The organism is Pseudarthrobacter sp. NS4, from assembly GCF_024758005.1.
GTDB lineage: Bacteria > Actinomycetota > Actinomycetes > Actinomycetales > Micrococcaceae > Arthrobacter.
In genome coordinates this window covers 4070445-4084373 of the sequence record NZ_CP103288.1, presented here as the reverse complement: position 1 = coordinate 4084373, position 13929 = coordinate 4070445, and the positions used below count along the sequence as shown (strand labels likewise).

Genomic DNA, 13929 nt, shown 5'->3' with positions numbered 1-13929 from the left:
GTAACCCGCAGGGCCCTTGAAGGAGAAACATGCAGAACGTACTGAACGCCTCGCTCGCCCAGGTTGATTCCGATGTTGCTGCCGCCGTGGCAAAGGAGCTGGAACGGCAGCAGAACACCCTCGAGATGATCGCGTCGGAGAACTTCGCTCCGGCTTCGGTCATGGAGGCGCAGGGCTCCGTCCTGACCAACAAGTACGCGGAGGGATACCCCGGCAAGCGCTACTACGGCGGCTGCGAGCACGTGGACGTTGTGGAGCAGCTCGCCATCGACCGGGTCAAGGCACTGTTCGGCGCAGAATTCGCCAACGTGCAGCCGCACTCCGGTGCACAGGCGAACGCCGCAGCGATGTTCGCCCTGCTGAACCCCGGCGACACCATCCTGGGCCTGTCCCTGGCCCACGGCGGCCACCTCACCCACGGCATGAAGATCAACTTCTCCGGCAAACTCTACAACGTGGTTCCGTACCACGTCCGCGAATCCGACCTTCGCGTTGACATGGCAGAGGTGGAAGCGCTGGCTCTGGAGCACAAGCCCAAGCTGATCGTGGCTGGCTGGTCCGCCTACTCCCGGCAGCTGGACTTCGCCGAGTTCCGCCGCATCGCCGATCTTGTGGGCGCCTACCTGATGGTGGACATGGCCCATTTCGCCGGCCTCGTGGCCGCAGGGCTGCACCCCAACCCGGTCCCCTTCGCGGACGTGGTCACCACCACCACGCACAAGACCCTGGGCGGACCCCGCGGCGGCGTCATCCTGGCCAAGGAGGAGTACGCCAAGAAGATCAACAGCGCCGTCTTCCCCGGCCAGCAGGGCGGCCCGCTGGAGCACGTCATTGCCGCCAAGGCCGTGGCCTTCAAACTGGCTGCTTCGCCCGAGTTCAAGGAACGCCAGGAGCGGGTCCTCGAAGGCGCCAAGCTGCTGGCTGACCGGTTCCTCCAGTCCGACGTCGAAGCCGCAGGTATCTCGGTTGTCAACGGCGGCACGGATGTCCACCTGGTCCTCGTGGACCTGCGGAACTCCGAACTCGACGGCCAGCAGGCCGAAGACGCACTGCACCGCATCGGCATCACCGTCAACCGCAACGCAGTACCCTTCGACCCCCGCCCGCCGATGGTTTCCTCCGGCCTCCGGATCGGCACCCCGGCCCTCGCCACCCGCGGCTTCGGTGCCGCCGAATTCACCGAGGTGGCCGACATCATCGCCACAGCGCTGATCGCCGCAGCCGGCACCGGCACCCTGGACGAGGACGCCGCCGCCGGACTCCGCACCCGCGTGACCGCCCTGGCCGACCAGTTCCCCCTTTACCCGCACCTCAACGAAGACGCCGCCGTGGCCGGTGTTGAGGCAGACCTGATTGGAGCCGCCCAGTGAGCACCCAGCAGCTTCCGGAACACCCGGACTTCCTCTGGCGGAACCCCGAGCCCAAGTCCTCTTATGACGCCGTGATCGTTGGCGGCGGCGGGCACGGCCTTGCCACCGCATACTTCCTGGCGAAGAACCACGGCATGACCAACATTGCCGTCCTGGAAAAGGGCTGGCTGGCCGGCGGCAACATGGCCCGGAACACCACCATCATCCGCTCCAACTACCTGTGGGACGAGAGTGCCGCGATGTACGAGCAGGCCCTCAAGCTCTGGGAGATCCTGCCGGAGGAACTCGAATACGACTTCCTCTTCAGCCAGCGCGGCGTGATGAACCTGGCCCACACCCTGGGCGACGTCCGCGAGAGCATGCGCCGGGTGGGTGCCAACAAGCTCAACGGTGTTGACGCCGAATGGCTGGACCCGCAGCAGGTCAAGGAACTCTGCCCCATCCTGAACATCAACGACAACATCCGCTACCCCGTTATGGGCGCCACGTACCAGCCCCGTGCGGGCATCGCCAAGCACGACCACGTGGCCTGGGCCTTCGCACGCAAGTGCGACGAGCTGGGCGTGGACATCATCCAGAACTGCGAAGTCACCGGCTTCCTGAAGGATGGCGGGCGCGTAGTGGGCGTCAAGACCAACCGCGGCACCATCAACACCGAAAAGGTGGGCCTTTGCGCCGCCGGCCACAGCTCGGTCCTGGCCGAAATGGCGGGATTCGAGCTGCCCATCCAGTCCCACCCGCTGCAGGCCCTGGTCTCCGAACTGCACGAACCGGTCCACCCCACCGTGGTTATGTCCAACCACGTGCACGTCTACGTCTCCCAGGCCCACAAGGGCGAACTGGTGATGGGTGCCGGCGTCGACTCTTACAACGGCTACGGCCAGCGCGGCTCCTTCCACGTGATCGAGCAGCAGATGGCAGCCGCCGTCGAACTCTTCCCCATCTTCGCCCGGGCCCACGTGCTCCGGACCTGGGGCGGAATCGTGGACACCACGCTGGATGCCTCCCCGATCGTGGGCACCACCCCCGTGGAGAACATGTTCGTGAACTGCGGCTGGGGTACCGGCGGGTTCAAGGGAACCCCAGCTGCCGGACTCACCTTCGCGCACACCATCGCCACCGGGGTCCCGCACAAGCTGAACGAGCCGTTCTCCCTGGAACGCTTCGAAACCGGCGCCCTGATCGACGAACACGGCGCCGCCGCCGTGGCCCACTAGCCGCCGCCTCCACAGAAAGACAACGCACATGCTGCTGATCTCATGCCCCAACTGCGGCCCCCGGGATGAAACCGAATTCCACTACGGCGGCCAGGCCCATGTTGCCTACCCGGAAAACCCGAACGAGCTGAGCGACACGGAGTGGTCCCGGTACCTCTTCTACCGCGCGAACACCAAGGGCACATTCGCCGAGCGCTGGGTCCACAGCACTGGCTGCCGCCAGTGGTTCAACATGGTGCGGGACACCGTGAGCTACGACATCCACGCCGTCTACCCCATGGGCGCGCCCCGGCCGGACCTGGCCATCCCGCCGGCAGCTGAATCCGGCACCGCCAGCACCGCCCCGGACAGCACCACCACCGGGACCGCAGCGCCTGACATCTCCGGCACAAGCACAACGCCTGCCAGCACCACTGCCCCGGAAGGAGCAACCAAGTGACTTCCCAGAACGCCCGCCTCAGCACCGGCGGCCGCATCGACCGCACCATCTCCTGGCGTTTCACCGTGGACGGCGAAGAATTCACCGGCCACCCCGGGGACACGCTCGCCTCGGCGCTGCTCGCCAACGGCCGGGTCGCCGTCGGCAACTCGCTGTACGAGGACCGGCCCCGCGGCATCGTGGCAGCCGGCGTGGAGGAACCCAACGCCCTGGTCAAGGTGGCGCCCCGCTTCCCCGGCCACGTCGCCGAATCAATGCTCCCCGCCACCGCCGTTTCGCTGGTGGACGGACTGAAGGCCGAACTGCTGAACGGCCTGGGCCGGCTGGATCCCGATGAGGACCACGCCGAGTACGACAAGAAGTATGTCCACACCGACGTCCTGGTGATCGGCGGCGGCCCTGCAGGCCTGGCCGCAGCCCGTGAAGCCGTCCGCGCCGGTGCCCGCGTCATGCTGCTGGATGACCAGCCCGAACTGGGCGGCGCACTGCTGTCCGGCTCCACGGCTGCGGGACTTGGCGAGACCATCGAAGGCAAACCTGCCCTGGAATGGGTGGCGGACGTTGAAGCCGAGCTGGTCTCCGGCGCCGAGTCCACCGTCCTGAACCGCACCACGGCATTCGGTGCCTACGACGCCAACTACGTCCTTGCAGTGCAGAACCGCACCGACCACCTCTCCAGCCCCGCTGCTCCCGGCGTGTCCCGCCAGCGTATTTGGCACATCCGTGCCAAGCAGGTGGTTGTGGCCCCCGGCGCCCACGAACGCCCCCTGGTCTTTGAGAACAACGACCGCCCCGGCATCATGCTCGCCTCGGCCGTCCGCAGCTACCTCAACCGCTACGCCGTAGCCCCCGGCCAGCGCGTGGTCATCAGCACCACCAACGACAGCGCCTACGCCCTGGCCGCAGACCTCCAGGCCGCCGGCGTGAAGATCGCAGCCGTAGTGGACGCCCGTTCCAGTCTCACCCCGGTGGCTGCGGCCGCCGCCGAGGCCGGCACCCGGGTGCTGATCGGCAGCACGGTGTCCAACACCTCCTCCGGGTCAGCCGACGGCCGCCTGTCCGGCGTGACCGTCCGCAGCATCAACGACGACGGCGAACTCACCTCGGGCATCGAACAGATCGACTGCGACCTCCTTGCCGTTTCCGGCGGCTGGAGCCCGCTGGTGCACCTGCACTCCCAGCGGCAGGGAAAGCTGCGCTGGGATGACGACCTGGCCGCCTTCGTGCCCAGCACCGTTGTCCCGAACCAGCAGATTGTCGGTTCCGGCCGCGGTTCCTTCGCCACCGCAGACTGCCTCGCCGAAGGCATCTCGGCCGGTGCGTCGGCAGCCGTCGCCGCCGGCTTCAGCACCGCCGTCGATCCTTCCCCGCTGGGCGACCCGAAGGCTTCAGCCCCCACCCGCCAGCTCTGGCTGGTGCCGGGCGAGACCGGCACGCCGGACGGCTGGCACCACCACTTCGTGGATTTCCAGCGTGACCAGTCGGTGGCGGACGTTCTCCGTTCCACCGGCGCCGGCATGCGCTCGGTGGAGCACATCAAGCGGTACACCTCCATCAGCACGGCCAACGACCAGGGCAAGACCTCCGGCGTCAACGCCATCGGCGTGATCGCAGCCGCCCTCCGGCAGGCCGGTGAAGCGTCCCGCGGCATCGGCGAGATCGGCACGACCACGTACCGGGCACCGTTCACGCCGGTAGCCTTCGCGGCACTGGCAGGGCGCCAGCGCGGCGAACTCTTCGACCCCGCACGCATCACGTCCATCCACCCCTGGCACGTCGCCAAGGGTGCCCTGTTCGAGGACGTGGGGCAGTGGAAGCGGCCCTGGTACTACCCGCAGGACGGGGAGGACATGGACGCAGCCGTACTGCGCGAGTGCGCTGCCGTGCGCGATTCCGTGGGCTTTATGGACGCAACCACCCTGGGCAAGATCGAGATCCGCGGCAAGGACGCGGGGGAGTTCCTGAACCGGGTCTACACCAACGCGTTCAAGAAGCTCGCTCCGGGGTCCGCACGCTACGGCGTCATGTGCCTGCCGGACGGCATGATCTTCGACGACGGCGTGACCCTTCGCCTCGATGAGGACCGCTACTTCATGACCACCACCACCGGCGGCGCCGCGAAGGTGCTGGACTGGCTGGAGGAATGGCTCCAGACCGAATGGCCGGAGCTGGACGTGCACTGCACCTCGGTGACCGAACAGTGGAACACCATCGCCGTCGTCGGACCCAAGTCCCGTGAGGTCATCGCCAAGGTGGCACCCGAGCTGGCTGCGAACGGTGGCCTGGAAACTGAAGCTTTCCCGTTTATGACCTTCCGTGAGACCACCCTGGCCTCCGGCGTCCGTGCCCGGGTCTGCCGTATCTCGTTCTCCGGTGAACTGGCTTACGAAATCAACGTTCCCGCCTGGTACGGGCTCAACACTTGGGAAGCCGTGGCGGCTGCCGGTGCCGAGTTCAACATCACCCCCTACGGCACCGAGACCATGCACGTCCTGCGCGCCGAGAAGGGCTACCCGATCGTCGGGCAGGACACGGACGGTACCGTCACCCCCCAGGACGCCGGCATGGAGTGGATCATTTCCAAGGCCAAGGACTTCATCGGCAAGCGCTCCTACTCCCGGGTTGACGCCCGGCGCGAGGACCGCAAGCACCTGGTCAGCGTCCTTCCGGTGGACGGCACGCTCCGGCTGCCGGAAGGCACCCAGCTGGTGGAAAAGGGCCGCTCCACCAACCCCGCCTACGGACCGGTCCCCATGGAAGGCTTCGTCACTTCCAGCTACCACAGCGCAGCCCTCGGCAGGTCATTTGGCCTGGCCCTGATCAAGAATGGCCGCAACCGCATTGGCGAAACGCTGGTGGCCGCCGCCGGCGACCAGCTCGTGGACGTGGTTGTCGCAGAAACAGTGCTTTTTGACCCCGAAGGGACCCGTAAAGATGGCTGAAACAGCAGCATCCCCCACCGCCGCCCGCAATTCCGCGGATAAGGACCTCTCCGTCCGCACCAGCCCGGCGTGGCAGCTGAAGGAGGCTTTCGCCGCCGGCTCGCTGCCGGGCATCGTGGAAGTGTCCGAACTGCCCTTCCTCACCATGGTGGGACTTCGGGCGGCCGCCGGCACCGAAACGGCACAGCGGCTGGCTTCCGTCATCGGCGGCCTGCCCGCAGGGTCCGGCGCCGTGGCCGGCAGCGGTGACACCTCAGTCCTGTGGCTGGGACCCGGCGAGTTCCTGGTGGTGGCACCCGCCGCGGCACACCAGTCCTTGGGCGGGGACTTGATCCGTGCCCTTCAGGACGCGTTGGCAGACGGTGAAGGCCAAGTGGTTGACCTGTCCGCCAACCGCACCACCTTCGAACTGACCGGTCCGCAGGGGCGGGCAGTGCTGGAGAAAAGCTGCGCCCTGGATCTGCACCCGCGGGTGTTCAAGGCCGGAACCGCCTACTCCACGGAGATCGCCAACATCCCCGCAATCCTCTGGAAGACCGGCGAGGAGTCCTTCCGGATCTTCCCCCGGGCATCCTTCGCCGAGTTCCTGGGCCGCTGGCTCCTGGACGCGATGCGGGAGTATGCCTCGCCAGAGGTCCCCTGATGGCACTCAGCGTCCTTGACCTGTTTTCGGTTGGCATCGGGCCCTCGTCTTCACACACGGTGGGCCCGATGCGGGCAGCAAAGCAGTTCGCGGACGGGCTGAAGTGCGACGGGCAGCTGAGTTCCACCACGCGCGTCCAGGCGGAACTGTTCGGTTCCCTGGGCGCTACGGGGCGGGGCCACGGCTCGGATAAGGCGGTGGTCCTGGGACTGCAAGGCCTCGATCCGGAAACCGTCAACACCTTCACCGCCGACGACCAGGTGGCTGCTGCTGCGCTGGATGCCGAACTGCAGCTCGCGGGCACCCACCGGGTCGATTTCAACTGGGACGAGGATGTGGTGCTGCACCGCCGCAAGTCCCTCCCCGCCCATCCCAACGGTATGACGTTCCGTGCGCTGGACCACGCGGGTACTGTGCTCAGCGAACGGAGCTTCTATTCGATTGGGGGCGGCTTCGTCGTTGACGGAGACGCCGCGGGCGCGGACAGGGTAGTGGCGGACGATACCGTTCTGCCCCATCCCTTCACCACCGCCGATGAACTGCTGGAGATCTGCAGCCGGGAGGGCATGTCCATTTCGGACGTCATGCTGGCCAACGAGTCGGTCTGGCACAGTGAGGCCGAACTCCGGGAGAAGTTGCTGGGGCTGTGGGCCGTCATGCGCGAGTGCGTGCAGAATGGTTGCGCTGCCGAGGGCATCCTGCCGGGAGGCCTGAATGTGAAGCGCCGGGCGCCGTCGCTGTTCCGGACGTTGACGGCTTCGGCCGCCACCGCCGAAGCCGCGGCAGCAACGCGGTCGCCGGTCCAGGCCCCGGCGGATCCGCTGCTGGCGATGGAATGGGTGAACCTGTTTGCCCTTGCGGTGAATGAAGAAAATGCGGCGGGCGGGCGGATCGTCACAGCCCCCACCAACGGGGCCGCCGGGATCGTGCCGGCCGTCCTGCACTACTACGTGAAGTTTGTTCCGGGAGCCGACGACGACGGTGTGGTCCGCTTCCTTCTGGCGGCGGCCGCCGTCGGGATACTTTTCAAGACGAACGCCTCCATTTCCGGCGCCGAAGTTGGGTGTCAGGGCGAGGTGGGTTCGGCCTGCTCGATGGCCGCCGCCGGCCTCTGCGAGGTGCTGGGCGGAACACCGGCGCAGGTGGAGAACGCCGCGGAGGTGGGAATCGAACACAACCTCGGGCTCACCTGCGACCCCGTGGGCGGCCTGGTGCAGATTCCCTGCATCGAACGGAACGCCATCGCCAGCGTAAAGGCCATCAACGCGGCCCGTCTCGCCCTGCACGGGGACGGCAGCCACAAGGTCTCCCTGGACAAGGCCATCAAAACCATGCGTGATACAGGAGCTGACATGAAAACCAAGTACAAGGAAACCTCCCGAGGCGGCCTGGCCGTGAATGTGATCGAGTGCTGAACCATGACTACCATCGAAACCCAGACCTCCGCCCCGCAGCAGGCCACCACCGTGGAACACGTACTGACCCTCGACTGCCCTGAGTCGCCGGGCATCGTGCACGCCGTCTCAAGCTTCCTGCTGGAGCACGGCTGCGACATCATCGACAACAAGCAGTTCGGCGAGCGGTCCGAAGGCCACTTCTTCATGCGCGTGCACTTTGCGTCCGAGGGCGATGCCTCCACCGTGGATACGCTGCGGGCCGCCTTCGCCCCGGTGGGCGAAAAGTTCGGCATGCACTGGCAGCTGGAACGCCAGGGGGCAAAGCGCAAGGTCCTGATCATGGTGTCCAAGTTCGGCCACTGCCTCAATGACCTGCTGTTCCGCGCCAGGATCGGCGAGCTGCCCATGGAAGTGGTTGCCGTGGTGTCCAACCACCGCGACCACCAGGGGCTGGCAGAGTGGCACGGGATCCCGTTCCACCACATCCCTGTCACAGCCGATACCAAGCCCCAGGCCGAGGCCAGGCTTATGGAACTGGTGGACGAACTCGGTGTGGAACTCGTGGTGCTGGCCCGCTACATGCAGGTGCTCAGCGACGATCTGACGCGGAAGCTGGACGGCCGGGCCATCAACATCCACCACTCGTTCCTGCCCAGCTTCAAGGGTGCCAAGCCGTACCACCAGGCCTACGCCCGCGGCGTCAAAACCGTCGGGGCCACCGCACACTACGTCAACGCAGAACTGGACGAGGGACCCATCATCGCCCAGCAGGTGGTGGAAGTGGACCACACCTACGGCCCCGAAGACCTGGTGGCTGCCGGCCGCGACACGGAATGCAAGGCCCTCTCCAACGCGGTGCGCTGGCACTGCGAGGGCAGGGTCATCCTGCAGGGAAACAGGACCGTGGTGCTTCGCTAGCCTTTCGGTGGACGCCACCGTTTGAACCAACTGAACAGCAACGGGTTACAGGCCCCTGCCGCCGCGCGGATTGCGCGGTGGCAGGGGCTTTTCCTGTTAAGTGGCTGGATCGACGGCACCATCGGGAGCGGCATGGAGGCAGTGCTGGACGACGCATCACTTCCGGCAGGAGCGCAGGGCACTGCGCTGACTGACAAGAACTGGTCGCTGGCGGACAAAGCGGTTCAACCGCCCGCTGCCAGGCTGGATTTCACAGTACTTTCCCCAGCACTCATGACCGTTAAGAAGGATCCAATGAGTATTTCGAATCCCGAGTCCCGGACCACCGAAGTTCCGGCCAAGGAGCATTCCACAGCCCTCCGCGCCGGGAGCGTCGGCGTCCTGGGCATTCTGTTCTTTGTCCTGTCCGCCCAGGCGCCCCTGACCGGCATCGTGGGCGCTTCACCGCTGGCCGCAGCACTTGGCAACGGTGCCGGTGCCCCCGGCGCGTACCTGATCGTCGGCATTGTCATCGTCATCTTTGCGGTGGGCTTCGTGGCCATGAGCCGCAGGATCCAGGCCAACGGCGCCTTCTACGCCTATATCACCGCCGCCTTCGGCAGGAAGACCGGCGCGGGCGCCGCCTGGCTTGCACTGCTTGCCTACAACACCGTCCAGGCTGCCATGTACGGCCTGTACGGAGCAGCGTTCTCCGGCCTGCTCGCCTCGATGGGCCTGGAGGTGCCGTGGTGGCTCCTGGCCCTGGCGACCATGGCCGGCGTGCAGGTGCTCGGTTCGCTGAACATCGAACTCGGTGCCCGCGTACTTGCCCTGCTGGTGGGGCTCGAGGTGGCCGTGCTGCTGCTGTTCGGCCTCACCGTGCTGTCCCGCGGCGGAGGGCCGGAAGGCATCAGCGTGGCGGCCTCCTTCTCACCGGAAGCCATCGCCACCGGCGCCCCCGGCGTGGCGATCATGTTTGCCGTCGCCTCCATGTTCGGCTTCGAGTCCACCGCCATCTATTCGGCGGAGGCAAAGGACCCGCACCGCACCGTGGCGCGGGCAACGTACCTGTCCGTGGGTGTCATCGCTGTCTTCTTCTCCTTCATCTCCTGGATGCTGGTCAGCTTCTACGGGCCGTCCCGGGTAATGGACGCGGCCGGGGCCGCCCTCGAATCCGGCGACGCCACCTCCTTCGTCCTCGAACCCATGGTGGAGCTTTTCGGTCCCTGGGCCGGCGTGGCCACAGGCGTCCTGCTGGTCACCTCGCTGCTCGCAGGAATCATCGCCTTCCACAACGGCATCAACCGCTACCTGCACTCCCTTGCCCTGCGCGGCTCCATGCCCGCCGTCGTGGCACGGACCAACCGGCACGGAGCGCCCGCCGTGGCTGCCAGGATCCAGACCGCCGCCGCCGTCGTCCTGGTGGTGCCGTTCGCCATCCTGGCCCTGGACCCCGTCCTGACCCTGTTTTCCTGGTTCAGCGGACTGGCCGTAGCGGGACTCCTGGTGCTGTACATGCTCTGCTCTGTCGCCGTCGTCGGCTACTTCCGCCGTGAAAGCGGAGGCGCCCAGCTGTGGCAGACACTGATTGCACCCGCGCTCGCAGCCCTGCTGCTGGGATGGATCCTGTTCCTGGTGGTCAGCAACTTCACGGCACTAATTGGTGGCAGTGCCGGGACGGCAACAGCACTCCTGGTGATTGTTCCCGCGGTCTTTGTGGCCGGGATGCTGGTGGAATCCCGGGTGCAGCGAAGGCACCAGGCGGCGGACCTGGGCCACCGGGTGAACTAGCTGGCTGCGTCCCGGGCAACGGAACCGGGAAGCGGCGCTGAGCCGGGCCGGCGCGGAGCGGCTCCGCGCCGGGCCAGCAGGCGTGCCAGGGCAAAAAGCGCGGCCAGGAATGCTGCCGCCAGCCACCCCGCAACAGGCCCACCCGGCCAGATCCCGGCCAGGCCGAGGAATGCAGGAACGGTGGCAGTCACCTGGCTTGTCAATACCAGCGCCCAGCCGATAAAAGGGTCCAGGTGTTCCAGGCCCAGTGCCATGGAAGCGAAGAGCAGGCCCCACAACGCCGACCAGCACAGCCACAGGACTGCCAGCAGGGGGTCGGTCCCCAGCCAGATGGCGCAAAGCAGCAGGCCAAAGACTCCCACCATGCCGCAGAACCACCCCAGTCCCCGGGACCCGAGGCCCAGCAGGACATCCAGCCCCACATACACGTAGGTCAGGCCGAAGAGGAACATTCCGGCGGCAGTCAGCAACGCCCCTGCGGCCGCCCCGCCCGGCGATGCATCCGAGGCCAGGTACGCCACGCCCAGCACCAGCTGGACGGAGCCGACCACCAGGTTGAGGACGCCGGCGTCGCGGCGGGGAAGGACCCCGAGCGTGGCCAGCCCGTTGACGAGCAGGGCTGCACCGGAGAGCAGCAGGCAGATGTAGGCCATCAGGCACCTGCCCGCGGCTGGGATCGTGTGCATACTTTTTTCGTTTGGTGGAATTGAGATGTCACATTACGGAGATTAGTGGAAGGTCGTCCTGCCGCCTACAGCAGCCCGGTCGTAATCCGTTAGTTTGGATTGCGGACCCGCGGGAGTGCCCCTATTGCCTGGCGGTCGTCCTGCATTTGGCTCTAGGTGAGGAAAAAATCCATGGATGCACGGCTGGAAGCCATCAGGGATACGGTCCTGGCAAGGAACCCGGGTGAAGCAGAGTTCCACCAGGCGGTGACCGAGGTTTTCGAAAGCCTCGGCCCTGTCCACGACAGGCACCCCGAATTCCTCGAAGCGGCCATCCTGGAACGGCTTTGCGAGCCTGAGCGGCAGATTATCTTCCGCGTCCCCTGGACGGACGACGCCGGACGCGTGCAGATCAACCGCGGCTTCCGGGTGGAATTCAACTCCGCCCTGGGTCCCTACAAGGGCGGCCTGCGGTTCCACCCGTCCGTATACCTGGGCATCGTCAAGTTCCTGGGCTTCGAGCAAATCTTCAAGAACGCCCTCACCGGCATGCCCATCGGTGGCGGCAAGGGTGGCTCCGATTTCGATCCCCGCGGCCGGAGCGACGCGGAGGTCATGCGCTTCTGCCAGTCCTTTATGACCGAGCTCTACCGGCACATCGGCGAATACACGGATGTTCCGGCCGGAGACATCGGCGTGGGCGGACGCGAGATCGGCTACCTTTTTGGCCAGTACAAGCGCATCACCAACCGGTATGAATCCGGGGTGCTCACCGGCAAGGGCATTTCATGGGGCGGCTCCCTGGTCCGCCCCGAGGCCACCGGCTTCGGGACGGTGATCTTCACCCAGGAAATGCTGAAAACCCGCGGAACATCCTTTGAAGGCCAGCGCGTGGTGGTGTCGGGCTCCGGCAATGTCGCCATCCACGCAATCGCCAAGGCCCAGGCCCTCGGCGCCACCGTGGTGGCCTGCTCCGACTCCTCCGGCTACATCGTGGATGAGGCGGGGATCGACGTCGGGCTCCTGCGCGAAGTCAAGGAGGTGGAACGCGGACGGCTCAAGGACTACGCGGGCCGCCGCGGCGGGGTCGCGTATGTGGGCGGCGGCACGGTATGGGACGTCGACGCGACCGTGGCGCTGCCCTGCGCCACGCAGAACGAGCTCGACGGCGATGCTGCCGCCAGGCTGGTGCGCGGCGGGCTCCTTGCGGTCGGTGAAGGCGCCAACATGCCATCCACCCGGGAGGCCGTGGCGGTGTTCCAGGAGGCAGGCGTGCTGTTCGGCCCGGGCAAGGCAGCCAACGCCGGCGGTGTTGCGACGTCCGCCCTTGAGATGCAGCAGAACGCCAGCCGTGATTCCTGGTCCTTCGAGCACACGGAAGAGCGGCTGACGGAGATCATGGTGGGCATCCACCACCGGTGCGCCTCCACTGCCGACGAGTACGGGGACCCCGGGAACTATGTCCTGGGTGCCAACATCGGCGGCTTCGTGAAGGTGGCGGACGCGATGCTCGCGCAGGGGCTCATCTAGCAGGTGCTACCCGCCCCGGCGCCAGTCGCTGGGCGGGACGCCAAAAGCGTCCCGGAACGTGCGGCTGAAGTGCGCGGCGTCGAGGAATCCCCAGCGGGCCGCGACGGCGCCCACGGATTTGCCGGCATGCAGGGGGTCGCGCAGGTCACGGCGGGCACCGGCCAGGCGCTGGCTTCGAATCCAGCTGGACACGGTGGTCCCGGACTCCTGGAAGATGTTGTGCAGGTGCCGCGTGGAGATGAAGTGTGCGGCGGCGATGCTGGCCGGTGACAGCAGGGGGTCAGACAGGTTGGCCTCGATGTACTCACGGACGGACACTGCCAGGAGGGCCTGGGGCCTCATCCGGTCCGGTGTAATGTCCATTTCGGCATGCAGCATGGTGGACACCAGGTCCAGCGCGTTCGTTGCCAGCCTCGAGCCGCTGGGACCGCTCAGGACTTCGAGGTTTTCGGACAGCTGGCGGATGAACTGCCCCACGATTCCACTGAGGCCGGTGCCGCCCGCCATGCGCACGGCGGCGAGCTGGCCCACGTAGTCCGTGGGCAGGGACAGCGCGTCGCACGGGAACATCACCACCATGATCCGCGCCTGCTCCTCGAATGTGAGGGTGTAGGGCCGGTTGGTGTCGTAGATGGCCAGGTCGCCGGGCAGGAGGACGGCCTCGCGGCTGTCCTGGATCAGCAGGCCTGTGCCCTCCAGTTGCAGATTGAGCTTGAAATACCGCTCGTGGGCCTGGGCAATCAGGGCCGGGGTGCGGTGCACTTCATGCGACGTGGCAGTGACTTCCACGATGGACATCCGGTCCAGCACCCGTGAGCGCATCCGTCCACTGAAACCGTCCACGTCTGCCGTCCTGGCGGCGAGCGGCACGAAGGACTCGGCCACGAGGTGCTTCCAGTGGTCAAAGGACGTGGCGACGCTGGCCTTGAGGTTTTGGTTTGCAGGCTGGGCTGTTGCTGGCGCTGGCATGGATGTTCCTGACGATGGATGGCCATCTGAGTTCCCCGGGAGCTGTGCCCTGCGACACAGTTCATTCAG

11 protein-coding genes are annotated in these 13929 nt (G+C 66.6%); 9 read left to right on the top strand and 2 right to left on the bottom strand.

From position 1 onward, the window contains the following. Positions 1-29 precede the first annotated feature (29 nt). The 8 genes from glyA to NXY83_RS19160 all read left to right on the top strand — a co-directional run bounded on the left by glyA (position 30) and on the right by NXY83_RS19160 (position 10696). The gene (gene glyA / locus NXY83_RS19195) at positions 30-1370 is read left to right on the top strand and encodes a serine hydroxymethyltransferase (RefSeq protein ID WP_258803792.1); all 1341 of its coding nucleotides are present in this window, start codon (positions 30-32) and stop codon (positions 1368-1370) included. Continuing rightward, positions 1367-2587 carry a sarcosine oxidase subunit beta family protein gene (locus tag NXY83_RS19190; protein ID WP_258803791.1) on the top strand — a complete coding sequence of 407 codons (1221 nt, stop codon included), beginning with the start codon at positions 1367-1369 and terminating at the stop codon, positions 2585-2587. Before glyA ends, NXY83_RS19190 begins: the two co-directional genes overlap by 4 nt. 28 nt (positions 2588-2615) lie before the next feature. Next, positions 2616-3026, top strand: coding sequence for a sarcosine oxidase subunit delta (locus NXY83_RS19185; RefSeq protein WP_258803790.1), 411 nt, complete (start codon positions 2616-2618; stop codon positions 3024-3026). Continuing rightward, the gene (locus NXY83_RS19180; RefSeq protein WP_258803789.1) at positions 3023-5968 is read left to right on the top strand and encodes a sarcosine oxidase subunit alpha family protein; all 2946 of its coding nucleotides are present in this window, start codon (positions 3023-3025) and stop codon (positions 5966-5968) included. Before NXY83_RS19185 ends, NXY83_RS19180 begins: the two co-directional genes overlap by 4 nt. After that, positions 5961-6611, top strand: coding sequence for a sarcosine oxidase subunit gamma (locus tag NXY83_RS19175; protein ID WP_258803788.1), 651 nt, complete (start codon positions 5961-5963; stop codon positions 6609-6611). The genes NXY83_RS19180 and NXY83_RS19175 overlap by 8 nt, the downstream gene beginning before the upstream one ends. Continuing rightward, a complete protein-coding gene (locus NXY83_RS19170; RefSeq protein WP_258803787.1) occupies positions 6611-8026 on the top strand; it encodes an L-serine ammonia-lyase in 1416 nt (471 codons plus the stop codon). The genes NXY83_RS19175 and NXY83_RS19170 overlap by 1 nt, the downstream gene beginning before the upstream one ends. Before the next feature lie 3 nt (positions 8027-8029). Beyond that, complete coding sequence (gene purU / locus NXY83_RS19165; RefSeq protein ID WP_258803786.1) at positions 8030-8926, top strand: formyltetrahydrofolate deformylase; 897 nt, start codon at positions 8030-8032, stop codon at positions 8924-8926. A 294-nt stretch (positions 8927-9220) separates the two neighbouring features. Further along, positions 9221-10696: an APC family permease gene (locus NXY83_RS19160; RefSeq protein WP_258806352.1), complete on the top strand. Its 1476-nt coding sequence runs from the start codon at positions 9221-9223 to the stop codon at positions 10694-10696. Here the strand turns inward: NXY83_RS19160 and NXY83_RS19155 are convergent. Next, positions 10693-11382 (bottom strand): AmiS/UreI family transporter, encoded by a 690-nt coding sequence (locus tag NXY83_RS19155; RefSeq protein WP_397427530.1) that lies wholly within the window; start codon positions 11380-11382, stop codon positions 10693-10695. The two genes, NXY83_RS19160 and NXY83_RS19155, sit on opposite strands and share 4 nt — an antisense overlap. Positions 11383-11553: 171 nt before the next feature. Here NXY83_RS19155 and gdhA point away from each other — a divergent pair, with 171 nt between their 5' ends. Further along, positions 11554-12891 carry an NADP-specific glutamate dehydrogenase gene (gene gdhA / locus NXY83_RS19150; protein ID WP_258803785.1) on the top strand — a complete coding sequence of 446 codons (1338 nt, stop codon included), beginning with the start codon at positions 11554-11556 and terminating at the stop codon, positions 12889-12891. 6 nt (positions 12892-12897) lie between these two features. On the opposite strand, the gene NXY83_RS19145 is transcribed toward gdhA, so the two are convergent. After that, a complete protein-coding gene (locus NXY83_RS19145; RefSeq protein ID WP_258803784.1) occupies positions 12898-13860 on the bottom strand; it encodes a helix-turn-helix domain-containing protein in 963 nt (320 codons plus the stop codon). Positions 13861-13929 lie beyond the last annotated feature (69 nt).